The 25,122-nt window shown below is 33.6% G+C and carries 22 protein-coding genes and 1 other annotated feature; all 22 genes read left to right on the forward strand.

Annotated features, from left to right (window positions below):
- The first annotated feature begins 2 nt into the window (after positions 1–2).
- The 22 genes from BMZ74_RS03475 (at position 3) to ileS (ending at position 25,102) form a co-directional block, all read left to right on the forward strand.
- On the forward strand, positions 3–1,052 hold the full coding sequence (locus BMZ74_RS03475) for a D-alanine--D-alanine ligase family protein (protein WP_089859757.1): 1,050 nt from the start codon (positions 3–5) through the stop codon (positions 1,050–1,052).
- The gene (locus BMZ74_RS03480) at positions 1,053–2,213 is read left to right on the forward strand and encodes a DNA polymerase IV (protein ID WP_089859760.1); all 1,161 of its coding nucleotides are present in this window, start codon (positions 1,053–1,055) and stop codon (positions 2,211–2,213) included.
- A 213-nt stretch (positions 2,214–2,426) separates the two neighbouring features.
- On the forward strand, positions 2,427–2,858 hold the full coding sequence (gene mraZ / locus BMZ74_RS03485) for a division/cell wall cluster transcriptional repressor MraZ (protein ID WP_089859764.1): 432 nt from the start codon (positions 2,427–2,429) through the stop codon (positions 2,856–2,858).
- A gap of 11 nt (positions 2,859–2,869) precedes the next feature.
- Positions 2,870–3,811: a 16S rRNA (cytosine(1402)-N(4))-methyltransferase RsmH gene (rsmH, locus tag BMZ74_RS03490; RefSeq protein WP_089859767.1), complete on the forward strand. Its 942-nt coding sequence runs from the start codon at positions 2,870–2,872 to the stop codon at positions 3,809–3,811.
- A gap of 23 nt (positions 3,812–3,834) precedes the next feature.
- Positions 3,835–4,305, forward strand: coding sequence for a septum formation initiator family protein (locus BMZ74_RS03495; protein WP_089859770.1), 471 nt, complete (start codon positions 3,835–3,837; stop codon positions 4,303–4,305).
- 11 nt (positions 4,306–4,316) lie between these two features.
- Positions 4,317–6,386: a penicillin-binding transpeptidase domain-containing protein gene (locus BMZ74_RS03500; RefSeq protein ID WP_089859774.1), complete on the forward strand. Its 2,070-nt coding sequence runs from the start codon at positions 4,317–4,319 to the stop codon at positions 6,384–6,386.
- 46 nt (positions 6,387–6,432) lie between these two features.
- Positions 6,433–7,896, forward strand: a complete 1,464-nt coding sequence (locus tag BMZ74_RS03505; RefSeq protein ID WP_089859777.1) for a UDP-N-acetylmuramoyl-L-alanyl-D-glutamate--2,6-diaminopimelate ligase — start codon at positions 6,433–6,435, stop codon at positions 7,894–7,896.
- A 3-nt stretch (positions 7,897–7,899) separates the two neighbouring features.
- Positions 7,900–9,303 carry a UDP-N-acetylmuramoyl-tripeptide--D-alanyl-D-alanine ligase gene (locus tag BMZ74_RS03510; RefSeq protein ID WP_089859779.1) on the forward strand — a complete coding sequence of 468 codons (1,404 nt, stop codon included), beginning with the start codon at positions 7,900–7,902 and terminating at the stop codon, positions 9,301–9,303.
- Complete coding sequence (gene mraY / locus BMZ74_RS03515; RefSeq protein WP_089859782.1) at positions 9,300–10,247, forward strand: phospho-N-acetylmuramoyl-pentapeptide-transferase; 948 nt, start codon at positions 9,300–9,302, stop codon at positions 10,245–10,247. The genes BMZ74_RS03510 and mraY overlap by 4 nt, the downstream gene beginning before the upstream one ends.
- Positions 10,248–10,283: 36 nt before the next feature.
- Entirely contained in the window at positions 10,284–11,636 is a 1,353-nt protein-coding gene (gene murD, locus BMZ74_RS03520; protein ID WP_089859785.1) for a UDP-N-acetylmuramoyl-L-alanine--D-glutamate ligase, read from the forward strand.
- 10 nt (positions 11,637–11,646) lie between these two features.
- Positions 11,647–12,741 (forward strand): putative lipid II flippase FtsW, encoded by a 1,095-nt coding sequence (gene ftsW / locus BMZ74_RS03525; protein ID WP_089859788.1) that lies wholly within the window; start codon positions 11,647–11,649, stop codon positions 12,739–12,741.
- Positions 12,742–12,746: 5 nt separating this feature from the next.
- On the forward strand, positions 12,747–13,856 hold the full coding sequence (gene murG, locus BMZ74_RS03530) for an undecaprenyldiphospho-muramoylpentapeptide beta-N-acetylglucosaminyltransferase (protein ID WP_089859792.1): 1,110 nt from the start codon (positions 12,747–12,749) through the stop codon (positions 13,854–13,856).
- Entirely contained in the window at positions 13,857–15,215 is a 1,359-nt protein-coding gene (gene murC, locus BMZ74_RS03535; RefSeq protein ID WP_089859795.1) for a UDP-N-acetylmuramate--L-alanine ligase, read from the forward strand. It begins immediately after the preceding gene.
- Positions 15,216–15,303: 88 nt separating this feature from the next.
- Positions 15,304–16,008: a cell division protein FtsQ/DivIB gene (locus tag BMZ74_RS03540; protein ID WP_089859798.1), complete on the forward strand. Its 705-nt coding sequence runs from the start codon at positions 15,304–15,306 to the stop codon at positions 16,006–16,008.
- Positions 16,009–16,140: 132 nt separating this feature from the next.
- Positions 16,141–17,421, forward strand: a complete 1,281-nt coding sequence (gene ftsA, locus BMZ74_RS03545; protein WP_089859801.1) for a cell division protein FtsA — start codon at positions 16,141–16,143, stop codon at positions 17,419–17,421.
- Between the two features lie 57 nt (positions 17,422–17,478).
- Entirely contained in the window at positions 17,479–18,564 is a 1,086-nt protein-coding gene (gene ftsZ, locus BMZ74_RS03550) for a cell division protein FtsZ (protein WP_089859803.1), read from the forward strand.
- A gap of 69 nt (positions 18,565–18,633) precedes the next feature.
- The gene (locus BMZ74_RS03555) at positions 18,634–19,539 is read left to right on the forward strand and encodes a biotin/lipoyl attachment domain-containing protein (protein WP_089859806.1); all 906 of its coding nucleotides are present in this window, start codon (positions 18,634–18,636) and stop codon (positions 19,537–19,539) included.
- A gap of 2 nt (positions 19,540–19,541) precedes the next feature.
- Positions 19,542–20,246 (forward strand): YggS family pyridoxal phosphate-dependent enzyme, encoded by a 705-nt coding sequence (locus tag BMZ74_RS03560; protein ID WP_089859808.1) that lies wholly within the window; start codon positions 19,542–19,544, stop codon positions 20,244–20,246.
- Between the two features lie 17 nt (positions 20,247–20,263).
- Positions 20,264–20,545 carry a YggT family protein gene (locus BMZ74_RS03565; RefSeq protein WP_089859811.1) on the forward strand — a complete coding sequence of 94 codons (282 nt, stop codon included), beginning with the start codon at positions 20,264–20,266 and terminating at the stop codon, positions 20,543–20,545.
- A gap of 14 nt (positions 20,546–20,559) precedes the next feature.
- Positions 20,560–21,348 (forward strand): photosystem II electron transport protein, Sll1252 family, encoded by a 789-nt coding sequence (locus tag BMZ74_RS03570; RefSeq protein WP_089859814.1) that lies wholly within the window; start codon positions 20,560–20,562, stop codon positions 21,346–21,348.
- A 76-nt stretch (positions 21,349–21,424) separates the two neighbouring features.
- The gene (locus BMZ74_RS03575; protein ID WP_089859817.1) at positions 21,425–21,913 is read left to right on the forward strand and encodes a DivIVA domain-containing protein; all 489 of its coding nucleotides are present in this window, start codon (positions 21,425–21,427) and stop codon (positions 21,911–21,913) included.
- A 102-nt stretch (positions 21,914–22,015) separates the two neighbouring features.
- Positions 22,016–22,230, forward strand: a binding site (T-box leader).
- A 79-nt stretch (positions 22,231–22,309) separates the two neighbouring features.
- On the forward strand, positions 22,310–25,102 hold the full coding sequence (gene ileS, locus BMZ74_RS03580) for an isoleucine--tRNA ligase (protein WP_089859820.1): 2,793 nt from the start codon (positions 22,310–22,312) through the stop codon (positions 25,100–25,102).
- The last annotated feature ends 20 nt before the right edge of the window (positions 25,103–25,122 follow it).

The following is a 25,122-nucleotide window of genomic DNA, read 5'->3' on the forward strand; positions in this document are numbered from 1 at the left end:
TGTTGGCTGCAAAAAAATTAAAGTTAGCTTTGCTTTTTGGTGGCCGTTCTGCTGAACATGAAGTTGCTATTTTGTCAGCACGTTCAATTATACAGGCTTTAGACAAAAACAAATATGATATTTATCCTCTAGCAATTTCAAGAACTGGTAAATTTTTATCACTCGCAGAATCAAAAAATATTTTACAAGGTAAGCAGAAAAATATTCCTGATTTATCTAGGAAAAGCATAATTACTGCTCAGCTTATTGAATTTTTAACAACTGAGATAGAGCTTGTTTTTCCTGTTTTACACGGTCCATATGGAGAAGATGGTAAAATACAGGGCTTTTTAGACACACTTAATCTTAATTATATTGGTTGTCAAGTAGAAGCCTCTGTGCTGGGAATGGATAAAGCTATAATGAAAAAAATTTTTGCTTATCATAAAATTCCACAGGCTAAATTCTCCATATTAGAAAAAAATTATTTTGATTCAGCTGATTTAGAAAAACTTTATCAAAAATATCAAATGAAATTAGGAATGCCTTGTTTTGTTAAACCAGCTAATATGGGATCCAGTATTGGTATTAATAAGATTAATGGTTTTGCTAGTTTTAAGTCTGCACTGAAAGACGCTTTTACTTATGATCAAAAAGTAATTCTGGAAAGTTATATTGAAGCAAGAGAAGTAGAATCAGCTGTTTTAGAAACAGCTGATCAGCTAGTTGTATCAGCTGCTGGAGAAATTATATCTGATCATGATTTTTATGATTATCAGGCAAAATATAAGTCTGGTAATAGTAAGCTGTTAATTCCTGCTCCTATTTCGGCTTCAGTTCAGTCTAAAATTAAACAGCTTTCCCGCCAGGCTTTTAAAGCAATTGGAGCGCGCGGTATTTCAAGGCTTGACTTTTTTATCACTGAAAAAAAAGAAGTACTAGTCAATGAAATTAACACAATGCCTGGTTTTACAGAATTTAGTATGTATCCCTTGCTTTTTAAAGAGGCTGGATTAGAGTATAGTCAGCTGCTTGATAAATTAATTACTATGGCTATGGCAGCTGATAATTAAATGAAAAACTTGCAGATTTTACATGCGGATATGGATGCTTTTTTTTCATCTGTTGAACAGCGAGAAAATCCTGAGTTAAAGGGTAAGCCGGTTATTGTAGGTGGAGTAAGCAGGCGGGGAGTAGTTGCAACTGCTTCCTATGAAGCTAGAAAATTCGGGGTGCATTCTGCTATGCCAGTTGCTCAAGCTAGAAAATTATGCCCCCAGGGAATATATTTGCCTAGCCGTCACCAACTTTATCAGCAAGTTTCAAGAGAAATATTTAGTATTCTAGATAAATATACTCCTTTAGTTGAAAAACTATCAATTGATGAAGCCTTTTTAGATATAAAAGGCTGTGAAAGATTATATGGAAATCCAGTTAAGATTGCTAAGTTAATTAAAGCAGATGTAAAGCAACAAACTGAGCTAACAATTTCAATTGGGCTTTCAATTAATAAATTTCTGGCTAAACTTGCCTCTGATTATGATAAGCCGGATGGTTTAACTATTGTTAATGCTAATAGTGTAAAATCGTTTCTGGCCGATTTAGATATTAAAAAGATCTGGGGAGTTGGAGATGCTTTTGCTGCACAGCTGGCTCAACTTAATATTTTTAAAGTAAGAGATGTTTGGCCTTATTCTCAGGAAGAACTGCGAAATCGTTTTGGTAAAGCAGGAAGTAAGCTGTTTTTGCTATGCAGGGGGATTGATCAGCGGCAAGTTAGTCCTGGAAGTGAAATTAAATCTGTTAGTCATGAGGAAACATTTGCTGAAAATTTATTAGATAAGGATAAACTGCTGGCTTATCTATTTAAAATGAGTGAAAAAGTTTCCTTTCGTCTGCATAGTAATTCTTTAAAAGGAAAAACAGTCTTTATTAAGATTCGTTATGCAGATTTTTCTACCCTTAACAGACAAATTTCACCGGCTGATCCAGTTGCCAGCGCTGAAAAAATTTATTATTTAGCAAAAGAATTGTTGGAAAGTAATGAGCTTTTTTCTCATCCGGTTCGTTTATTGGGAGTTGGTGTAGCTAATCTAACTGCGCAAAAACAGCAGCAGCTTAATTTATTTACTAAACCTGACCAGAATAATAAGTTAGATGAAACTATTGATGAATTGAAGCGGAAATATGGATTCGAAAAAATTTCTAGAGCTAGAAAACTTTATCTTGACTAATGATTATTTGATTTTTAAAGTTTAATTTAAGCACAGGATATTAAAAAAATAAAATTAAACTAAATAAAGTTTATTAAATTGGCCACCTTTTTAGGTGGTTTTATTTTTTTATTAAATTTTTATTAAATAAAGAGGATTTTTCCTTAAGATGTAGAATAGTGTTATTAAGTGGTACAAAGTGGAGTAAAAGGGTAGAAAGTGGGAAGTGATATTATGTTTATGGGTGAATACACACATAATATGGATAAAAAAGGACGCTTAATTATTCCTGCTAAGATAAGAGATGAGTTAGAGGAAAAATTTGTTATCACCCGTGGCCTGGATAATTGCCTTTTTCTCTATCCAATGCCGGAATGGAAAAAATTAGAAGAAAAATTAACTTCACTACCTATGACAAGTAAAAATGCCAGAAACTTTGTTAGATTTTTCTTTTCTGGAGCTAACGAATGTGAGTTAGATAAGCAGGGGAGGGTATCACTGCCTTTGAATTTGAGAGACTTTGCTCAATTTGAAAGAGAAATTGTAATTGTTGGTCTGGCGAATAGACTAGAACTCTGGGCCAAAGAAAAATGGGACAGCTATCTTGGTGAAGTAGAAGGATCATATGAAGATATTGCTGATGCCATGGAAGAATTAGGAATCTAGAAAGGATAACTATGAGTTTGGAAAATGAATTTGAACATCAAGCAGTTTTATTGGAGGAAGCAATAAACTATTTAAATATACAAGCAGACGGGATTTATTTGGATGGAACACTGGGAAGAGCAGGACATAGCTCAGCGATTTTAAAGCAACTCAATTTATCTGGTAAATTAATTGCTCTAGATAGAGACTTAGCAGCAATAGAAGCAGTTAAAAAGAAAATAAAAAATAAATCTTTAATTCTAGAACATGCTAATTTTAAAAATTTTGATCGTGTACTTAATAATTTAGAAATTTCAGCAGTTGACGGTATGTTATTTGATTTAGGGGTTTCTTCACCGCAACTCGATAATTCAGCAAGAGGATTTAGCTATCAAAATGATGGCCCGCTAGATATGAGGATGAATCAAAATCAAAACTTAACTGCGGCTGATATTGTTAATAGTTATTCGCAAACTGATCTTGAGAAGATAATTAGTGATTATGGAGAAGAAAATTGGGCTGCTCGAATAGCTGAATTTATTGTTAAAATGAGACAAGAAAGCAAAATTACTAGAACAGGAGAGTTAGTAGAAGTAATTAAAGCAGCTATTCCAAAAGGTGCAAGGCGTCACGGTGGGCATCCAGCTCGACGTACTTTTCAAGCTTTAAGAATAGCTACCAATGATGAATTAGAACAGTTAAAGCTGTTAATAAATAAAGCAATTAAATTTTTAAACCCAGGTGGACGGCTGGTTATTATTAGCTTCCATTCTTTAGAAGATAGGATTGTTAAACATAGTTTTCGAGAATTGGCAAAAGATTGTGTTTGTCCTCCTGATTTTCCAATTTGTGTCTGTGATAAAAAAGCAGAAATTAAAATTTTAACTAAAAGTCCTGTCCAGGCTCAAAAAGAAGAATTAGATAACAATCCCCGGGCCAGAAGTGCCAAACTTAGAGTAGCTGAGAAGCTTTAAATTATTTTGAAGGAGGAAAGAATATGTATCGAAGCGGGAAAAATTATAACCAGTTAAATACAAGTGATAATTATCTGCATAATTTTAATTATCATGTTACCGATATTAAAAGGCAGGCTTTTACAATCTGCTTTGTTTTTATGCTCGCTCTTGTGACTATTTCTAGTTTATTTTATATTTCACAAATTTTAAAGATTAATCAAAGTAATTATCAAATTCTACAGTTAGAAAAAAATTTAGAAAAGATTCAGTCTGAAAATGAGAAACTAGAAGTGCAATTAGCAGCTAAGACTTCTCTATCTAAAATAGAAAAAATAGCCAAAAATAAATTAAATATGGTAGAAGCAGCTGATAAAGAAATTTTAGTTTATAATAATAATTTTGATCAGCTAAATTATGTAGCAGATATTCCAGAGCAAAAGTTTTTTTTAGCGCAAATTTATGATAAAATAGTAGCGAGAATTGCAACAGTACAGGCTGAATCCCTTGATTAGGAGGACAATAATTGCATCAGTTTAAAGAAAGTACTAGAAATAGAATAATTTTCTATTTTGCTATTTTATTTATTTTGTTTATTATTTTATCGCTGAAACTGGTCTGGATTCAGGTTATTAATAGTGCGGAATATCAGCATCAGGCTCTTGACCAACGAGTAAGAGAGTTTATAGTTAATTCTGAAAGAGGAATAATTTATGACAATACCGGCAGAAAACTTGCAGTTAGTTTACCAGCTAAGACTGTAGTTGCACTGCCGGATAATATTATTGACCCTAAAAAAACAGCAGCTGAATTAGCTGACCTGCTTGAACTTGACTATCAAACTATTTATCGCCGTCTGACTTCTGATGCATCAGCAATTTTTCTGCAGCGTAAAATAAATGATAAATTATATCAGCAAATAGCTGATCTCAATTTAAAAGGAATTACTTTTACTGAAGAAAATAAACGTTACTATCCAGAAGGAGAATTAGCATCTCATATTATTGGCTTTACTGGAATAGATAACAATGGATTAAATGGACTTGAGCTTTCTTATAATAATTATTTGCAAGGTAAATCAGGTAAAATTGTTGTAGAAAGAGATGCTTCCGGTAAGACTATTCCTGATGGTATTCGGGAAGCTGTTCCTGGTCGTGATGGTTATAATGTCTATTTAACAATTGATGAAGTAATTCAATTTATGGCAGAAAAAGAATTAGAAAAAGCGGCAGATGAGTTTGATATTTCAGGTGGATCAGTAATTGTAATGGATTCAGAGAATGGAGATATTCTTGCACTTGCCAATACACCTACTTATGATCCTAACAAATTTTCCGATTTTACAGAAAAAAGTTGGCGAAATAGAGCTATTAGTGATCTTTTCGAACCAGGTTCTACTTTTAAAATTATCACAACAGCTTCTGCCCTGGAAGAAGGTGCAGTTACCGAAAATGATGTCTTTACAGATCCTGGTTATATTATAGTGGGAGATCAAAAAATTAACTGCTGGAAGCTCTGGGGACATGGTGTAGAAACATTTGCAGAGGTTGTAAAAAACTCCTGTAACCCTGGTTTTGTTGAAGTAGGATTAAAAATGGGCAAAGCAAGTTTCTATTCTTATATTAAAGCATTTGGTTTTGGTGAGAAAACTGGAATTAGACTGCCGGCTGAAGCGGCAGGAATAATTCCAGCTTATAATAAAGTTTCTGATGTAGAATTGGCAACCTTTTCTTTTGGTCATGGCTTATCGGTTACTCCAATTCAGCTGGTAACAGCTGTTTCAGCAGTAGCCAATGGTGGTAAACTAATGCGACCTCGTCTAGTTAAAGAAGTAGAAACTGGAGCAGGTAAGAAAAATATAGTTAATAAATCGCAAGTTGTAAGGAGAGTTATTTCTGAGAAAACTGCTGCCAAGACTCAGCAATTATTAAAACAGGTAGTCGCCAGTGGTACAGGTACTAAAGCAGCTATTCCAGGTTATCAAATTGGTGGTAAAACAGGAACTGCTAAGCATTATAATGAAGATATTTATGATTCTTCTTTTATTGGTATTGTACCAGCTGATCAGCGCAAACTAGTAGTTTTAATTGTTCTTTATGATGTTGCTGGTCATACTTATTATGGTAGCCAAACTGCGGCACCATTATTTAAAGATTTAACAAAAAATATTTTAGGTTATTTAAATGTAAAACCAGATTATAAACATGAATTTACTTATCAAAGTAATCTAAGTTCTCAAATAATACCTGATTTAAAAGGGCTAAGCTTCCTGGATGCAGAGTCAAAGTTGAGAGCTGCAAATTTTAATGTTAAAATTATTGGTAATGGTAAAATAGTGACTGATCAATTACCAGTTTCTGGAACTGAAGCTGTTTATGATTCAACTGTCTGGTTATTTGATCAAGCTCATTCAGTCCAGAATATCTTAATTGCAGTACCAGACTTTAGAAATAAATCTGCTTCAACGGCTAGAAATTTGGCAGCCCGGAAGGGATTACAGGTTAAAACTACTGGACAGGGAAAAGTTGTTGGGCAGTCTGTTTATCCTGGAAAAAGGGTTCCAGCTCAAACTATAATCAGATTAAAATTACGCTAAAATAGCAATTTTAATTGATAAGGTTTTATTATGGAGGCAATTACAAATGAAATTGAAAGATATTTTAACTGAAATTAATTTTAAACTTTTACAGGGAGACTTAGAGCAGGAAATTAAAGAACTTAGTTATGATTCAAGAACAGTACGTAAAGAGTCTTTATTTATTGCAATAACTGGTTTTGAAACTGATGGTCATGCTTATATAGATCAAGCTGTAAAAGAGGGGGCATCAGCTGTTGTTGTAGAAAAATCACCGGCAAAGTTTGCACCTGGAATTACCTATCTTCAAGTTGAAAATTCTCGGCGTGATTTAGCTCTACTAGCCAAGAATTTTTATCACGATCCCCTTCAAAAAATAAAATTGATTGGTGTTACTGGAACTAATGGCAAAACAACAACTTCTTTTCTAATTCATCATATTTTAGAGTCTGCAGGTAAAAAAGCTGCTTTATTTGGAACTATTAAAAATTTGATTGGTAAAAAAGAGTTATCATCTTCTCGTACTACTCCTGAGTCATTAGATTTATATAAGTATTTTTATTCTTTGCAAAAACAAGAGATAGAGTATGCAGTAATGGAAGTTTCTTCACATGCGCTTGCTTTATACCGAGTTTACGGGATGAAATTTTCTGCTGCCGTTTTCACTAATTTGACGTCTGAGCATCTTGATTATCATCGGACAATGCTTAACTATAAAAAAGCAAAAGCAAAATTATTTACTCAGCTTAAAAAAGATGGTTTTGCAGTATTTAATTTTGATGATCAAGCTGCTGATTTTATGATTCAAAGTTCAGCAGCACAAAATAATTTAACTTATAGTTTAGTTAATGAAAATGCTGATTTAAGTACTGCTAATTATGAACTTCACAATCAGGATCTTCACTATCAGACTAAAGGTGTTTTTAAGGTAGATATTGCACTTAATACAGGGGGGGTATTTAATATTTATAATTCCCTTGCCGCTGCATTGACTGCTTATAAATTAGGTATTAATAAAGAATTAATTGTTCAGTCTTTTAAAAAATTCTCTGGAGTACCAGGACGATATGAGATCATTAATGCTGGACAGGATTTTCAGTTGGTAGTTGATTATGCACATACACCAGATGGTATGGAGAATGTGCTTCAGTCAGCTTTAGCTAATAAAAAAAATAATTTAATTGTTGTCTTTGGCTGTGGTGGAGATCGAGATCGCAGCAAGCGGTCTCTGATGGGTAATTTGGCTGAGCAATATGCTGACTATACAATTGTGACCAATGATAATCCCAGAAGTGAAGATCCAGCTGATATTTTTACAGAAATTAAAACTGGTTTTTCAAAAGATTTTAAAGACTATGAGGTTATTGCAGATCGTAAACAAGCTATTGCCCGGGCTATCGATATTGCTCAGAAAGATGATAGTGTATTTTTGCTGGGGAGAGGACACGAGAAATATCAGATTATAAAAGATCAAAAAATAAAACTTGATGACCGTAAGGTTGCTCTAGAACTATTAAAGACAAAGGTGTAAATTATGAAACCACTATCGATTAAAAAATTAACAGAATATAGTCAAGCAGAACTGATTCAGGGTGACCCTGAGCAAAAAATAACTAGAATTGTTCATGATAGTCGAGAAGTAAAAGCAGGTGACTTATTTATTGCTTTAGTTGGTAAAAATGATGATGGTCATAAATATTTAGGAGATGTTATTGCTCAAAAAGCAGGAGCTGTCATTGTTGATTCTCGATTAAAGCTTAGCTTTCCAGCTGGATTAGCAGTTTTAAAGGTAGATAATACCACTGCTGCTTTACAGAAAATTGCCCACAACTATCGGCAACAATTTGCTAACTTAAAAGTAGTTGCTATTACAGGTAGTGCTGGTAAAACAACTACCAAAGATTTAACTGCAGCAGTTTTAGCAGAAAAATTTGAAGTTTTAAAAACAGCAGGTAATTATAATAATCAAATTGGTCTGCCACTTACTTTACTCCAACTGACGGGAAAAGAAGATTTTGCAGTTTTAGAGATGGGAATGAGTGGTTTAGGAGAAATAGCTCTTCTAGCTGAAATTGCCTGTCCTGAAATAGGTGTAATAACAAATGTTGGAGCAGCTCATTTAGAACAATTAGGCAGTCTTGCTAATATTGCTAAAGCTAAAGCAGAATTGCTTGCTGCTTTGCCAGTTACTGGGACAGGTGTTTTAAATTATGATAATAAATATTGTCGTCAGCTGGGAGATGATTTTAAGCATGAAATTGTCTCTTTTGGTTTTGAGACTGATTTAGGACTAGACATAGAAGCACTGGATTATAAACCTAATCAAGCTGGGACTGGAATTGAATTTAGTGTTAAATATCAAAACAAAATAGCTAAATTAACTTTAAATAAGCCGGGTAGGCATAATGTTTATAATGCTCTGGCAGCAGTTGCAGTTGGTCTGAAAGCTGGACTAAATCTAAGTCAGATTAGACAGGGTTTAAAAAAAGCTTCATTTTCTGAACTACGTTTAGAAATTTTAGAAACTTCTGGTCAGGTTAAGCTGATTAATGATAGCTATAATGCTAACCCACTTTCTATGCAGGCTGCAATTAATGTTTTAAGTCAGTCATCAGCGGAGAGAAGAATAGCAGTGCTTGGATCAATGCTTGAATTAGGAGAACAGAGTTCAGCTGCTCATTTTAAATTAGGCCAATATTTAGCTAAACAGCCACTTGCTTTTTTAGTTACTTTAGGTAAGAAAGCGGCTGTGATTGGAGATGGCGCAGTTAAAGCTGGCTTTTCAGCAGAAAAAGTTTTAAACTTCTCTGTTCAGAAAGAACTGATAATTTATTTGAAAAAATATCTCAAAACAGGTGATTTAGTTTTGATTAAAGGCTCCCGGGAAAATAAAATGGAAAAAATAGCTGAAGCTCTGTTAGAAGGGCAAAAATTATGATATTTTTATTTGCTTATTTAGTACCTTTGCTCTTAATAATTTTTAGTGGTGAATTTTTTATTCAATTTTTAAAAAAGCTTAACTTTGGTCAGCAAGTGAGAGAGTATGGCCCGGACAGTCATCTTAAAAAGTCTGGTATTCCAACAATGGGTGGTCTTTTATTAATTGGGATTTTTCTTTTGACTTCACTATTTTTGGTAGAACTATCATTTGAAGTTATAATTATTTTGTTGGTTACTTTTATTTTAGCTCTAACTGGTTTTCTAGATGATTTTTTAAAAATAAAATTTAGCCGTTCATTAGGATTAAGAGCCTGGCAAAAATTAGCGTTACAATTTCTGGCAGCTCTGTTAACAGCTGTTGCATCTTTTAAATTAAATTCTGATCTAATTCTACTGCCTTTTTGGGGAACTATTTCTATAAATATAGGCCTAAAATTTTTGTTAGCTATTCTGGTTGTTTTAGGAGCTTCAAATGCAGTTAACCTAACTGATGGACTTGATGGTTTAGCTGCTGGTGTTACTGCAACAGTTTGTCTGGCTCTGGCAGTGATTTTTTATTTAATTAATCTTGAGGATTTTTCTCTGCTGATGCTGATTATGGCTGGTTCTTGTACTGCTTTTTTATGGTATAATGCTAACCCAGCTGCTGTTTTTATGGGAGATGTTGGTTCATTAGCTTTAGGTGGTTTTCTCGCTACAGCAGCAGTTCTGTCTAATACAGAATTTTATCTACTGCTCATCGGGGGGATTTATGTTATAGAAACTATCTCGGTTATTATTCAAGTAGCTTATTTTAAATATAGTGGTGGTAAAAGGGTTTTTAAGATGACTCCTCTTCATCATCATTTTGAATTGAGTGGTCTAGCAGAGAATAAAATTGTTAATCGTTTTGTAATTATAACTATTATTTTAGCTCTGTTGGCAATTAGTTCATTTTTATAAAAAATCATTAACAAAGTTAAAAGGAGATAGATTGTTTTGTATTTAAAAAATAAGACAGTTAGTGTTTTTGGATTTAGCCCTAGAACTGGATTGGCTTTAGTAAACTACTTAAATAAGTTTGAGGTTGATTTGATCATTGCTGATGCAAAGACTCAGCATGAATTAGAAAGCTTATTGGCTCAAATAGATTTAAATCAGGTTAAACTGGCTTTAAATGCGGAATATGACTTAGTTTTAACAAGTGATTTAATAATTTTGAGTCCTGGAGTTCCTTATGATCTTTCTATTTTAAAATCTGCTCGCAGTCAAGGTATTGAAACTATTAGTGAAATAGAGTTTGCTTATCGCCAAAATAATAAAGCTAGTTTAATTGCTATAACAGGAACAAATGGTAAAACAACAACTACTGAATTAGTTTATAAAATGCTGCATAATTTACCGAATAGAAAGGTTAAATTGGCAGGGAATATTGGAATTCCTTATATTTCAATAATAGAGGATTTAACTGAAAATGATATTGTGGTTTTAGAGTTAAGTTCTTTCCAATTAGAAGCAGTTAAATATTTCAGACCAGAGCTAGCACTTTATTTAAATTATAGTCCTGATCATCTTGATCGTCATCATACTGAAACTAATTATAAACAGGCTAAGTTGAAAATATTTGCTAATCAACAGGAAGATGATATCGCAATTATAGACTTTGATGATAGCTATCTCGCTAGTTTGGATAAAGAAATAACCGCTCGTCGGCTTACTATTTCTAATAATGCTGTTCAAAATGCTGATCTTATTTTGCAAGATCAACAAGCTTTGTATCCTGATAATCAAGTTTTACTTGACTATACCCAGATTAAATTACCTGGTTTACATAATCAAAAAAATCTGGCCTTCGCAGCTTTAGCTGCCTATTTGATGGGACAGAGCAGAATAGTTATTCAACAGGTAGCTGCTAATTATAAGCTGCAGGCTCATCGAATGGAGCAGATAGCCAATCCAAAAGATTATTTAATTATTGATGATTCTAAGGCAACCAATCCAGCTGCAGCAATTAAGGCTTTAACCAGTTTACCTGATCAATTAGTTTTAATTGCAGGTGGGCAGGATCGTCAGGCTGATTTCACTCAGTTTGTTGAGGTAGTTTGTCAAAAAGCAAAGGCTGTTTTCCTAATTGGAGAAACTGCTGCTAAACTGGCTAAACTTTTAAAAGACAGACAGGTAGAGTGTAGTATTTATACAGAAATGGAAGCAGCAGTTAAAGCTGCTCTCAAACAAGTTGATTCAGCTAGTCCTTTGTTATTATCACCGGCCTGTCCTAGTTGGGATAGTTATCCGAGTTATAAAGCAAGAGGACTTGATTTTAAAAATAATGTTTTAAAATATCTTAGTTAAGGGAGAAAGTATGAAGAAAAAGCTGCCGGATTTAATTTTACTTTTTACAATTTTAGCTTTAATAGTCTGTGGTCTGATAATGATTTTATCAGCTAGTTCAGTTAAAGCTGATAAGACATATGGAGATAGCTATTATTTTTTTAAAAAACAGCTTCAATATCTTATAGTTGCAATTGTAATTTCTGCTGTAATTTACAAACTCAAATATAAGAAATTGTTAGATTTAGCACCTTATTTACTTTTGCTTTCTTTTATAACTTTGCTTTTAGTTCTAATTCCTGGAGTTGGAAGAGTTGCAGGTGGGTCACGCCGCTGGCTGCCGCTGGGGCCAATTAACTTTCAGCCCTCTGAGTTGGCTAAATTGACAGTGATTATTTATTTAGCTGCTTACATTAATCGTAACCGGGATAAAATGAAAAGTTTTATTAATGGTATTCTGCCACCATTAGTAGTGGTTGGAGTGCTTTTCCTACTTATTTTAGCAGAGCCAGATCTGGGAACTGGAATTGCAATTGCAGCAGTTTCTGGAATAATGATTTTTGTAGGAGGAATTAATTTAGCTTTATTGAGCTTAATTAGCGTGTTTTCAGTTATAGTTTTTGTGATTTTTATTTATATTGAACCATATCGTCGGGCCAGGGTTAAAACTTTTCTGAATCCCTGGAATGATCCTCTAGATACTGGTTATCATATCATTCAGTCTTTATTGGCACTTGGTTCAGGCGGATTACTTGGAGTTGGTATTGGTAATAGTCATCAAAAATTTCTTTATCTTCCTGAACCAGGAACAGACTTTATTTTTGCTGTTCTAGGAGAAGAATTTGGTCTTTTAGGAACTTTATTTGTAGTTAGTCTTTACTTTTTATTGGCCTGGCGAGGATTAAGGATTGCTAGCAAAGTAGATGATACATTTGCTGCAATGCTGGCAGTAGGGATTACTTCAATGGTTATAATCCAGGCCATTATAAATATGGGAGTAGTTAGTTCATTATTACCAGTTACAGGGATTACCTTGCCTTTAATTAGTTATGGTGGATCTTCTCTGGTAGTTAATATAATGGCACTTGCATTATTACTTAATATATCACGTTATGTAGAGGAGTAATTGAGATGAAAGCTTTAATTACTGGTGGAGGTACAGGAGGCCATATTTATCCTGCCCTGGCAATAGCAGGTGAACTGAAAAAAAGAGGCTGGGATATTCTTTATCTTGGTTCTCAGGATAGAATGGAAGCTGAAATTGTACCTGAAGCTGGTTATCAGTACCGTGGTTTAACTCTAAAAGCTCTGCCCCGTAAATTATCTTTAAATCTAGTTAAATCACTTTTTTTGAATTTTTATGCCTTTTTAAAGGCGCTTAAGATAGTAGCTCAATCAAAAGCTGACATTGTAATTGGAACCGGCGGATTCGCAGCTGGTCCAGTTGTACTGGCTGGTGTTTTATTAAGAAAAAAAACAATAATTCATGAGCAAAATGCCTATCCTGGTTTAACAAATAAAATTTTAAGTATTTTGGTTGATAAAATTTGTCTTAATTTTACTGGAGCAGCTAAATATTTAAAGGTTTCAGCTGATAAAATAGTAGCAACTGGTAATCCAGTCCGACCAGAAATTACTAAAATAAGTTATCAAAAATCATGTCAGATTTTAAATTTAAATCCAGATTATAAAACTATTTTAGTAACTGGTGGCAGTCTAGGAGCAGAAATAATTAACCAGAACTTAACTAAGCTTTACCAATATGTTTTAGCTGAGGATAAATTACAAATTATTCATCTAACAGGCAAAAAAAATTATCAAAAAGTTTTAGAATTTTTAATTGAACAGGATATTGAGCTTGATAGCGAAAAAATCCATGTCATTGCTTATTTAAAAGAAATGGGCGCTGCTTTAACTGCTGCTGACTTGATTATTTCTAGAGCTGGTGCAACTGCTTTAGCAGAAATAACTATTTCTGCTTTGCCAGCAATTTTGATTCCTTTTGCAGCAGCAGCTGAAAACCACCAGCTTTATAATGCAGCTGCTTTAGAAAAAGTGGGAGCTGCTTTAGTAATTGAAGAAGCAGATTTGACAGCAGAATTGTTGGCAGAACAGGCTAAAAAAATTTTAAATAGTCCTGAAAAAGCTGCCTTAATGTCAGAGGCATCAGCTGCTTTAGCTCAGCGAGATTCACTGGCTAAAATTATTAAATTGATTGAAAAGGAAAGCGCAGGTGATTAAATGTTAGCACAAAATTCTCATATTCATTTAATTGGAATCGGAGGAGTTTCAATGAGTGGAATAGCTAAAATACTTGCCAGGAGAGGTTATCAGGTTAGTGGTTCAGATTTATCAGCTGGAAAGTACTTTAATTTACTTAAAAAAGAACAAATAGAATTATTTGTTGGTCACAAAGCTGAACAAATAGCAGGGGCCGATTTAATAGTTAAGACCAGTGCTGTTGCAGCTGATAACTCCGAATTACAGGCTGCTCAAAAAGCAGGTATTAAAGTTGTAAAAAGAGCTGAAATTTTGGCTGAGTTAATGAAAAACAAAAAAACTATTGCTGTAGCAGGAACTCATGGAAAAACAACTACTACAGCAATGTTGGCCACTATTTTTAAAAAGGCTGGACTTGATCCAGCAATTATGGTAGGGGGTTATTTATCTGAAATAGCCGGTAATACCGTTGACGGTCAGGGGGAATATTTTATTACTGAAGCAGATGAAAGTGATGGCTCTTTTATTTATTTTGATCCAGATTTGCTATTGATAACAAATTTAGAATGGGATCATCCCGACTATTATCATAGTTTAACTGAATTTAAACAAGTTTTTAAAGATTTTTCTGCAAAAAATGACAAAAAGGCAGTTATATTATATAATAGTGATGACTATAATTTATTAGAGCTGTTTGCTCAAAGAAAAAAGGCAATTAGATTTTCTTTAAAACAGGGAGACTACCTAGCTAAGAATATTAGTTATCAAGCTCAAAAGAGTAGTTTTGACCTTTATTATAAACAAAAATATTTAGGACAGTTTAAATTAGCTGTTCCTGGTCAATATAATATTTATAATGCTCTAGCAGCTATTTCAGCAGCTGATTATGCAGGGGTTAGTTTTGAAATTATGCAAGCTGCTCTGGCAAATTTCACTGGAGTAGGACGTAGATTTGAATTTAAAGGTACTTTATTAAATGGTCAGGTTGATTTAATAGATGATTATGCCCATCATCCAACGGAAATACGATCATTACTAAAAGCAGTAAAAGCAATGGATTATCAAAAAATAACAGTTGTATTTCAACCACATCGATATAGTAGAACCAGGCAATTCTTCACTGATTTTGCTGCTGCTTTTAAAGAAGCTGATCAGGTTTATTTGACTAATATTTTTTCAGCATCTGAGAAAAATAACCAGCGGGTATCTTTAAGAGAACTTGAGACTGCAATAGCTAAAAATTCTCAAGTTGAATGTTATTATCTGAGTGAATTTAGTAAAATTGCTGCTCAGATTAAAACTGATCTAGAACCAGGTCAGATAATTTTAACTGTTGGTGCAGGTGATATAACATCTTTATCAGATATTCTACTTAATTGAGTTAAAAGTAGTTTTATTTTAAAATATTATTTTAATGATTTACTAGATTATTTTTAAATAAACAATTCAAAAGGAGAGAGGATTTTTAATGGATAAACGTTATACAGTTATCTTATTAATTATATTTTTTTTGTTATTAGTTTCTCTATCTTTTTCCTTCTCACCTTTTTTTAAAATTAGAGAATTTACTATCCATTCTCGTAATAAAATTGACCAAAATTCTTTGCGAAGTTATTTAACTGAATTTTATGGGAAGAATATACTTTTTTTTAATACTGATAAATTAGAAGCAAAATTGCAACAGCACAATCTGATTTCTGCTGTTGAAGTGAAAAAATCATATCCTTCTGAAATTCATATAATTATTGAAGAAAGAAGGCCAACTGCCTGGATTAAGAATAATGGCCAGCAGTTGATTTTTTCTGCTGATGGGATTATTTTAAAAGAAGTTTCAGCTGATCAACGTCCAGCAATTCCTCAAATAACAGGATTTCCTTATCTGTTTTCAGGTCAAAAAATAAACTTTCCAGTTGAAATGAAAGCTTTGTTGGATATAATGAGCAAATTTAGTACTGGATTTTTGGCTCAAATTGCCAGGATAAATAGACAGGAAGATGGCATCTATAAGCTTTATTTAACAACTGGAGGAGGGGTTAATTTAGGCAGTAGTGATCAGTTAGAAGAGAAATTTGCTTTTTTAAATTCTATTTTAAAAGATATAGCTAAAGATCAGGAAAAAGTTGATTATATTAACTTACAGGTTATTAAACACCCAGTAATTAAATTTAAATAAACTGTTTGTGATTATTTTATTCATAATACAGGAAATTTATGCTTTATATTGAATTATTACAGAGTAAGTATATTAATTTTATTTAATTTATTATATAATAAAAATGTTAGTCCAGAAAGGAGGTAGACTGTTGTGAAAAGAGGAAGAAGAATAGTTACAGGACTTGATATCGGTACTACCAAAATATGTGCCCTGATAGCAGAAATAAGTGGAGAAGATAATATAGAGATTGTCGGAATTGGTTTAGCTCCATCGAACGGCCTCCGCAAAGGTATTGTAGTTGATATAGATAAAACCAGTCATGCTATAAAAAGTGCTATTCAAAAGGCTGAGAGAATGGCCGGGCAGAAAGTTGATTCTGCTTATGTAGGTATTGCTGGCTCACATATTAAGTCAATCAACAGTCATGGAGTTGTTGCAGTTACAGGTGATGAAAAAGAAATAAAGGAAAGTGATATAAAAAGAGTTATTGATGCTGCCAGGATTATTCCTGTTTCAGCTGAAGAAGATATATTACATGTTTTACCCCGGGAATTTATTGTTGATGGTAGTCCTGGTATTCAGGATCCTCTGGGAATGTCAGGTGTTAGATTAGAAGTTGAAACTCATATTATAAAAGGAGCATCAACTTCAATTCAGAATTTAGTAAAGAGTGTACTGAGAGCAGGTCTTAGTGTAGATGAAGTTGTTTTAGAACCGCTTGCTTCCAGTCAGGCTGTATTATCAGATGATGAAAAAGATTTAGGAGCAGTACTGGTAGATATTGGTGGAGGAACAACTGATGTTATTGTCTTTCATGAAGGCAGCATTGCTCATACTGCTGTTTTACCAGTTGGTGGTAATCATGTTAGCAATGATATTGCTGTTGGTTTAAGAACTCCTGTTTCGGAGGCTGAGAAAATAAAGATTATGCATGGTTCAGTTCTGCCAGAAGATATTTCGGAGGAAGAAAAAATTGAAGTTCTTGCAGCTAGTGGTAAAGAAAGAAAAAAATTGTCACGTAAGTTACTATGTCAGGTAATTGAACCACGAATGAGTGAAGTTTTCTCGATGGTAAAAAAAGAATTGGTAACTGCTGGAACTACAGATCTTACTCCGGCTGGTTTAATTTTGACTGGAGGCGCATCCTTACTAGAAGGTTCGGAAGAACTTGCTTCTCGGATAACAGAATTACCAGTTAGAATTGGTGAACCTGATTATGTAAGTGGGCTTTCAAATGTAATTGATAATCCCGTATATATAAAAAAGGGTGATACAATCCCGCGAGCTATTTTTTCTACTGCAGTTGGTCTAGTAGAATATGGCATTGAAAATGGCGATTTGAAAAATAATACAGTAACTAAAAGTAATAGTAGTGAAGTTGTAAGTAACTTTTTTAGTAAATTGAAAAATTGGTTTAGTGAATTTTTCTAGACTATTTAAGAGGCTGCTTAACAGCTCCATATTATCCTTAACGGGGAGGGAAAATTAGTGTTTGATATTGGAACAGAAATTGAACAATTTGCAAATATAAAGGTAGTTGGTGTTGGCGGTGGAGGTAATAATGCTGTCAATAGAATGATTGAAGAAGGATTAGATGGTGTAGAATTTGTTGCTGTTAATACAGATGCTCAGGCTTTAATGGCTTCAAATGCTGGTGTTACAATTCGAATTGGTGAAAAAATTACTAGAGGTTTGGGGGCTGGTTCTGACCCTCAAATTGGCTATGAAGCAGCTGAAGAAAACAAAGAAGAAATATCTCAGGCTATTCAGGGAGCTGACATGGTTTTTATTACTGCTGGTATGGGCGGAGGAACTGGAACTGGAGCAGCTCCTGTAGTTGCAGAAGCAGCTAAAAACCAGGGTGCTTTAACAGTTGGTGTTGTTACTAAGCCACTGACTGTTGAAGGTAAAAAAAGAATGAATAATGCAATTTCAGGGATTGAAGAATTAAAAAATAAAGTTGATACCTTAATTGTAATTCCCAATGATAGATTATTAGAAGTTGCTGAAAAGCAGACGAGTCTGATGGATGCTTTTAAAATTGCCGATAATGTTTTACGGCAGGGAGTCCAGGGAATCTCTGATTTAATAACTATTACAGGTATTATTAATCTTGATTTTGCTGATGTTAAAACTATTATGACTGATGCTGGTTCTGCTTTAATGGGAATTGGTACAGCAAGTGGAGATAATAGAGCAACCGAAGCAGCTAAACTTGCTATAGCGTCACCATTATTAGAAGCGTCAATTGATGGTGCTAGAGGTGTACTGTTGAATATTACTGGTGGTATGGATCTTGGGATTCACGAAGCAAACGAAGCAGCGCGGGTGATTCAAGAAGTTGCTGATCCAGATGCTAACATAATTCTGGGGGCTGTAATTGATGAAGAATTAGAAAATGAAGTCAAAGTAACTGTAATTGCAACTGGTTTTGATACCGCTGCTCCTCAAAATAGAATAGCAGAACAGCAGGAAAATCAGGCTGATCAAATGCCAGAGGAAGATTTTGAAATGGAAAGTTTTGCTGGTGATGATTTAGATATACCTGCCTTTTTGCGGAACAAAAAAAGATAATTTTTAAATCCTGATGTTTTTTCATCAGGATTTAAGTTTTTTGCTCTGTAAATTCGGGGAGGATTGACGATGAAAAAAAATAAGAGTAGACTTGGTTTCAAACCATTTGTAATAATTTTTATTTTATTAATTGGCTTGATTATTGCATTACAAATATTTGGTGCCAGCCGTTTTGAGACTATTTTAGCATCTGAAGGTGAAGTTATTGATGGCTTCTGGGCTAAATCTTTAATTATTAGAGATGAAAAGGTTGTTACAGCTCCAGTAACTGGAACAGTTACTTTAGATTGTAGTGAGGGAGAAAGGATCCCGGCCGGAACAAAAGTTTGTGTTATTGAATCTGGTGAAATAGCAAAAAAAATGTATAATCGACAGGCTGGATTAATTAGTTATGCAGTGGATGGGCTAGAGAGTAGTTTAAACTCTAGTCAGCTTAATCAGATTGATTTAAAAAAATTTGCTGATTATCAGGGGAATTATAAGCACCTTCTTTCTGGCAGGAAGATTGCAGCAGGCGAACCCCTTTACCGAATGATTAATAATTTTGATTTATATCTGATTATTCCAGCCAGACCAGTTCAGGCAGAGAGATTTCGTAATAATGAGCTTATCTTTATTCAGGAAAATGACTCAACAGAAATGTTGAAAGCGAGAGTAATTAAAGTCGAAAATCAGCTTGAACAATCATATATTTTTGTTGAATTAGATAGTTTTATTCCACGCTGGCTTAATATTAGACGGGTTAATCTGAATATAATTAAGAATATCTATCGAGGCATAAAGATTCCCCGTCAGGCTGTTTTTAATCAACCAGCTGGTCAGGGAGTTTTAAAGGTAACAGGTTATAATAAATATGAATTTGAAAAAGTTGTAATTTTAGAAGGTAATGAAAAAGAAGTCATTGTTAAAGGAATTGGAATTGGGGAAGAGATTATAATTAACCCAGCTGATTTTAATTATGGCAGGGAGGGATAATTTTGAATCAAGAAAATATTTTAGCAAATCTAACCCAAATTAAACAAAATATTAAAGCAGCTGCTGAAAAAGCAAACAGAAATCCTGAATCCATAAAACTACTACCGGTGACTAAAAATCATGGTTCAGATTCAGTTAAAATACTGACAGCAGCAGGTCTCAATACTTTTGCTGAGAGTAGAGTCCAGGAGTTAGAAGAAAAAGAAGTCAGCTTAAATTCAGCTAATTTAGACTTAAACTGGCATTTTATTGGACATCTACAGAGAAATAAAGTAAAATACTTAATGAGAATGGAAAATTGTAAACTAATACATTCGCTTGATAGTTGGCGTCTGGCTAAAGAAATTAACAAAAGAGCAGCTAAAAATCAGCGAGTTATGCCAGTTTTAGTTGAAATTAATATTGCTGGTGATGAAAATAAATACGGTATTAAAGCAGAGCAGACTGAAAAATTTTTTAATAAAATAATCAAACTTGAAAATCTTGAAGTAAAAGGAATGATGACAATTCTGCCTCACTTAGATGATCAAGCTAAGTTATTTGATTATTTTAAAGAAATGAAAGAGCTATATGATTATATATCAAATAATGTAAAAAAACTGGAAGAATTGTCAATGGGAATGAGTAATGATTATCAGCTAGCAGTTGCTGCTGGAGCAACTATTGTTAGAGTCGGAACTGCTCTCTTAGGAGCAAGAGAATACTAGAGTCGGGAGGAAACTAGATGTATATTTTAGGACGAGTAATAAGTGCTCTTTTTGAAATAATAAATTTATTAATTATTGCGCGGGTTATTATTTCCTGGATTCAACCTAATCCAGGCGATATGCGCTGGCGTAAAGTTATTATGACTATCTATAATTTAACTGAACCTATTTTAGGACCAATTAGAAGTTTGCTTCCTCAGGGTGGAATTTTGGGACTTGATTTTTCTCCTTTAATTGCTTTGTTTGCCCTTAATATTATCAGGAATTTTTTAATTAGGATTATGTTTTTTGGATTTTAAAGGTGGGGAATAAGATGTTTGATCAAGAAAAATTATTAGCACATTTACATCGCCAAGAAGATAGACTTCTGCTTTCACATGTGCTTGATAAATGTGAACAGGTTTTGAAATATCATAAAACACAGGCAACTGATTTTTTAAATCCTTATCAAATTAAGATTTCTCTGCCAGTGATTGAGCAGTTAGCAGAAATAAATTTTAAAAAAGAAGGAGGCTATTCAGCTGCTGAAAGAAAAAGATTAACTATTTTCCCAGAGTATCTTTTTCCCGATCTAGTTGAATCTCAGCTCAAAATTTATCAGTTGAATGGTAACTTTGCTTTTCAAAATCTAAGCCACCGTGATTTTCTAGGGGCTTTAATGGGGTTAGGATTACAGAGGAAATTTATTGGTGATTTGATTATTCATGCTGATTTTGCTCAGATAATTGTGGCTGCAGAGATTAAGGATATTATTGAACTTAAACTAGATCAGGTTCATCAAGTACCAATTGAAGTGAAAGAAATAGCAGAGGCTGATTTAATTAAACCAGTTAGAAATGAAAAAGAAATTATGACCACAGTTGCTTCGATGCGGCTAGATTCAGTGGCCAGTTCTGGTTTTGGTGATTCTAGAAGTAAGATGGCTCGAGATATTGCAGCTGGAAAAGTTAAACTTAATTGGAAATTAGAAAGCAATCCTGCTGCAGAAGTTGAGATAGGCGATTTGATTTCAGTTAGGGGACGTGGTCGAGTTGAGGTTGCTGCTGAACGTGGTATTTCAAATAAAGATAGGATTAAACTTACTTTAAAGCGGCTCACTTAAAAGGGTTAATTAAGCTTTTTAAATATATTAAATAAATAATAATTAAATTTTATTATCAACTGAAGGAGGGAATTTTTTGAAGTTAAATCCATTGGATATTTATAATAAAGAATTTAAAAAGTCTACTTTTGGCTATAATACAACTCAGGTTGATGAGTTTATTGATGATATAGGGGTCGCTTACGAAAGATTGCTAAAAGATTTAAATAATCTTCAAGAGGAAAATAAGAATTTGCAGGAAAAAATTAATAATTATGAAGAGATGGAATCAAGCCTAAAAACTACACTTGACTCAATGCAAAATACAGTTTCTGATCGAATAAATCAAGCTGAAAATGAAGCTCGAATGATTATTAAAGAAGCAAAAATTGAAGCAGAAAAAATTAAAGAAAAGGCTGAAGTTGAAGTTGCTTCTGAGAAAAGAAAATATGAGCAGCTGCGAGAACAGCGTAATTTCTTTAAAATTAGATTTCAAACTCTTTTAGAGAGTCATTTGGAAATGTTGCAAGATAAGAGTGAAGAAATAGAAGAAGTAAAGTCAGAAAAAAATTATCAGGAAAGCTAAATTATTCTTGCTGAATAAATTAGGGGATTGGCTTGACTTAAATTTTATTTTGGTTTATAATTGTAAAAAATGTTTTATTTACTTAAAAAACTTAATCTGAATAAATCAGCTAAGAAAGGGAGAGTAGCAGTTTGAATAGTTGCTAGCGAACCGGAATTGGTGAAAGCCGGGAAACAACAAATTGTGAAGATCACCCTGGAGTTGGTATTATGAAATTAATTGAGAAGAGTAGTATACCCGTATATCTGCGTTAAAGATACTTAAGATAAGGTTAATTGACCTTAATTAGGGTGGTACCACGGTCTCTCGTCCCTTGCTGGACAGAGATTTTTTTGTTTTTAGGTATTAAAATTTTTATTTAAATTTTATTATATTTATAGGAGGTTGTCGAATTAGATGAGTTATAAAGAAACGATTAATTTACCAAAAACAGATTTCCCAATGCGGGCAAATCTAAGTGAAAGAGAAAATGAATTTCAACAATTATGGCAGAAAAAAAAGATTTATGAAAAAGCAGTAGCTAATCGGGAAGGAAATGAGCCTTTCATTTTGCATGATGGTCCTCCATATGCAAATGGTGATATTCATATTGGTCATGCTTTAAATAAAATTTTAAAAGATTTTATTACTCGCTTTGCTACTTTAAAAGGTTATTATTCTCCTTATGTTCCTGGCTGGGATACACATGGTTTGCCGATAGAACACCAGGTAACAAGTACTATGAGTGACGAAGCTAGAAAAGAAATGTCAGTAGCAGAATTAAGAGAGAAATGTACTAATTATGCGCTTAAATATGTTGATCGTCAAAAAGAACAATTTAAACGGCTTGGTATTTGGGGAGAATGGGACAATCCTTATTTAACCTTAAATAAAGAGTACGAAGTTAAGCAAATTGAAATTTTTGGTGAAATGGCAAAAAGAGATCTTTTTTATCGAGGTAAAAAGCCTGTTCACTGGTGCCCTAATTGTGAGACAGCGTTAGCAGAAGCTGAAGTAGAATATGGGGAAGATCGTGCACCATCAATTTATGTTAAATTTCCCCTTAAGGAGTCTCTGACTGTCGGAGAAGTAAATTTAGATCCAGCTGATAGCTATGTAGCAATCTGGACTACCACTCCCTGGACTCTACCTTCTAATTTAGCAATTACTTTCCATCCTGATTATTCGTATGTTGTTGTTAAGGTAGATGATGATAATTTAATTATGGCTGCTGACTTAGTTGATCAAGTAATGGCTAACTGTAAAATTGAAGATTATCAGATAATTAGTGAGAAGTTTAAAGCAGCTGAATTAGAAAATAAAAAATGTCGGCATCCCTTTTTAGATCGAGATTCATTATTAATTCTTGGTGATCATGTAACTTTAGATCAAGGTACCGGTTGTGTTCATACTGCTCCTGGTCATGGTAATGATGATTTTGTAGTTGGTCAAAAATATGGGTTAGAACCATATGCTCCAATGGATAATAAAGGTTATTTTACCAAAGAAGCTGGGGAATTTTCTGGTAAGCATTATGATGAAGCCAACATTATGGTAACAGATAAACTGAAAGAAGCTGGGTTATTGATGAGCCTTAACTTTATTGATCACCAGTATCCTCACTGCTGGCGATGTAAGGGTAATTTGATTTTTAGAGCAACTGATCAATGGTTTGCTTCAATTGATGCTATTAAAGAAGAAACTTTACAGGCAATTGCAGATGTAGATTGGTACCCTAGCTGGGGTGAAGGCAGAATGACTAATATGATTGCTGATCGCTCTGATTGGTGTATTTCTCGTCAGAAAAAATGGGGAGTTCCTATTCCTATTTTTTATTGCGAAGAGTGTGGAACAGAAATTATTAATGACCAAACTTTAGATTCTGTTAAAGCAATTTTTGCTGAAGAAGGTTCTTCTGCCTGGTATGAACATTCAGCAGCTGAACTTTTGCCCGCTAATTATAAATGCCCAGAATGTGGAGCTGACCATTTTAGTAAAGAAGAAGATATTATGGATGTCTGGTTTGATTCTGGTTCCAGTCATAAAGCTGTTTTGGAAAGAAGAGAAAACTTAAGTTGGCCAGCAGAAGTTTATCTTGAAGGAACTGATCAGTATCGTGGTTGGTTTAATTCTTCTTTATTAACCTCTGTTGCAACTACAGGAAGAGCTCCTTATAATCAAGTTATTACAAATGGTTTTACTGTTGATGATAAAGGTAATAAAATGTCAAAATCTCAGCGTAATGGAGTTTCACCACAAAAAGTAATTGAGCAGTATGGAGCTGATATTTTAAGATTATTTGTTGCATCATCAGATTTTACTAATGACGTTAAAGTATCTGATAGAATGTTTAAACAAAACTCAGAAGTATATCGGAGAATTAGAAATACCTATCGCTTTATTCTGGGTAACATCAATGATTTTGATTATAATAAAGATTATATTGAATATCAGGATCGTAAAGAGCTTGATCGCTGGTTGATGATTAGATTGCAAGATTTAATTAAAAAAGTTACTAAGGCATTTGAAACCTATGAATATCATAGAGTTTATCATGATGTGCATAATTTTTGTGCTCTGGAGATGAGTTCTCTCTATATGGATATTACTAAAGATAGGCTGTATACTGATGGAACTGATTCGCTTAGTCGGAGAGCAGCTCAGAGTACTCTCTATGATATTTTAAAAACTCTGGTTGTTATTTTGGCACCAATTTTACCTCACACTTCAGAAGAAGTCTGGCAATTTTTACCTGCAGAAGATCGTGATACAGAAAGTGTCTTCTTAAAAGATTGGCCTGCAGTAAATGATAACTATTATGATGAACAGCTGACAGCTAAGTGGGATAAATTATTAGCAGTTAGAAAAGATGTTTCTAAAGCATTAGAATTAGCTCGTTCTGATAAAAAAATTGGTAACTCACTTGAAGCAATGGTTGAACTCAAGACAGATTCAGCTGAGTGGCAAGAATTATTAGAGCAAGAGTTATTTCAATTAGCTGATTTATTTATCGTTTCTCAAGTAGAGTTAAGCAGCTCTTTAACCGAAGATACAGCACATCTTGGAGAAGAAACTTCGATTTTGGTAAAAGTTAAATCAGCTAAAGGAGATAAATGTGATCGCTGCTGGAAATATGATGAAACAGTAGGTGAAATAACAGAGCATCCTGATATTTGCCAGAGATGTGCAGATGTTATTGATTCAGAGTAAATATACTTAAATTAAAGGCA

Source organism: Halanaerobium salsuginis, assembly GCF_900114545.1.
GTDB lineage: Bacteria > Bacillota > Halanaerobiia > Halanaerobiales > Halanaerobiaceae > Halanaerobium > Halanaerobium salsuginis.

What these genes read in the sequence shown, in the direction of transcription:
- BMZ74_RS03570 (WP_089859814.1), top strand. Translation starts at nt 20,560, where the DNA reads ATGTTTGATCAAGAAAAATTATTAGCACATTTACATCGCCAAGAAGAT.
- BMZ74_RS03565 (WP_089859811.1), top strand. Translation starts at nt 20,264, where the DNA reads ATGTATATTTTAGGACGAGTAATAAGTGCTCTTTTTGAAATAATAAAT.
- ftsW (WP_089859788.1), top strand. Translation starts at nt 11,647, where the DNA reads ATGAAGAAAAAGCTGCCGGATTTAATTTTACTTTTTACAATTTTAGCT.
- BMZ74_RS03505 (WP_089859777.1), top strand. Translation starts at nt 6,433, where the DNA reads ATGAAATTGAAAGATATTTTAACTGAAATTAATTTTAAACTTTTACAG.
- BMZ74_RS03495 (WP_089859770.1), top strand. Translation starts at nt 3,835, where the DNA reads ATGTATCGAAGCGGGAAAAATTATAACCAGTTAAATACAAGTGATAAT.
- murG (WP_089859792.1), top strand. Translation starts at nt 12,747, where the DNA reads ATGAAAGCTTTAATTACTGGTGGAGGTACAGGAGGCCATATTTATCCT.
- BMZ74_RS03540 (WP_089859798.1), top strand. Translation starts at nt 15,304, where the DNA reads ATGGATAAACGTTATACAGTTATCTTATTAATTATATTTTTTTTGTTA.
- BMZ74_RS03510 (WP_089859779.1), top strand. Translation starts at nt 7,900, where the DNA reads ATGAAACCACTATCGATTAAAAAATTAACAGAATATAGTCAAGCAGAA.
- ileS (WP_089859820.1), top strand. Translation starts at nt 22,310, where the DNA reads ATGAGTTATAAAGAAACGATTAATTTACCAAAAACAGATTTCCCAATG.
- mraY (WP_089859782.1), top strand. Translation starts at nt 9,300, where the DNA reads ATGATATTTTTATTTGCTTATTTAGTACCTTTGCTCTTAATAATTTTT.
- murC (WP_089859795.1), top strand. Translation starts at nt 13,857, where the DNA reads ATGTTAGCACAAAATTCTCATATTCATTTAATTGGAATCGGAGGAGTT.
- rsmH (WP_089859767.1), top strand. Translation starts at nt 2,870, where the DNA reads ATGAGTTTGGAAAATGAATTTGAACATCAAGCAGTTTTATTGGAGGAA.
- mraZ (WP_089859764.1), top strand. Translation starts at nt 2,427, where the DNA reads ATGTTTATGGGTGAATACACACATAATATGGATAAAAAAGGACGCTTA.
- BMZ74_RS03555 (WP_089859806.1), top strand. Translation starts at nt 18,634, where the DNA reads ATGAAAAAAAATAAGAGTAGACTTGGTTTCAAACCATTTGTAATAATT.
- BMZ74_RS03480 (WP_089859760.1), top strand. Translation starts at nt 1,053, where the DNA reads ATGAAAAACTTGCAGATTTTACATGCGGATATGGATGCTTTTTTTTCA.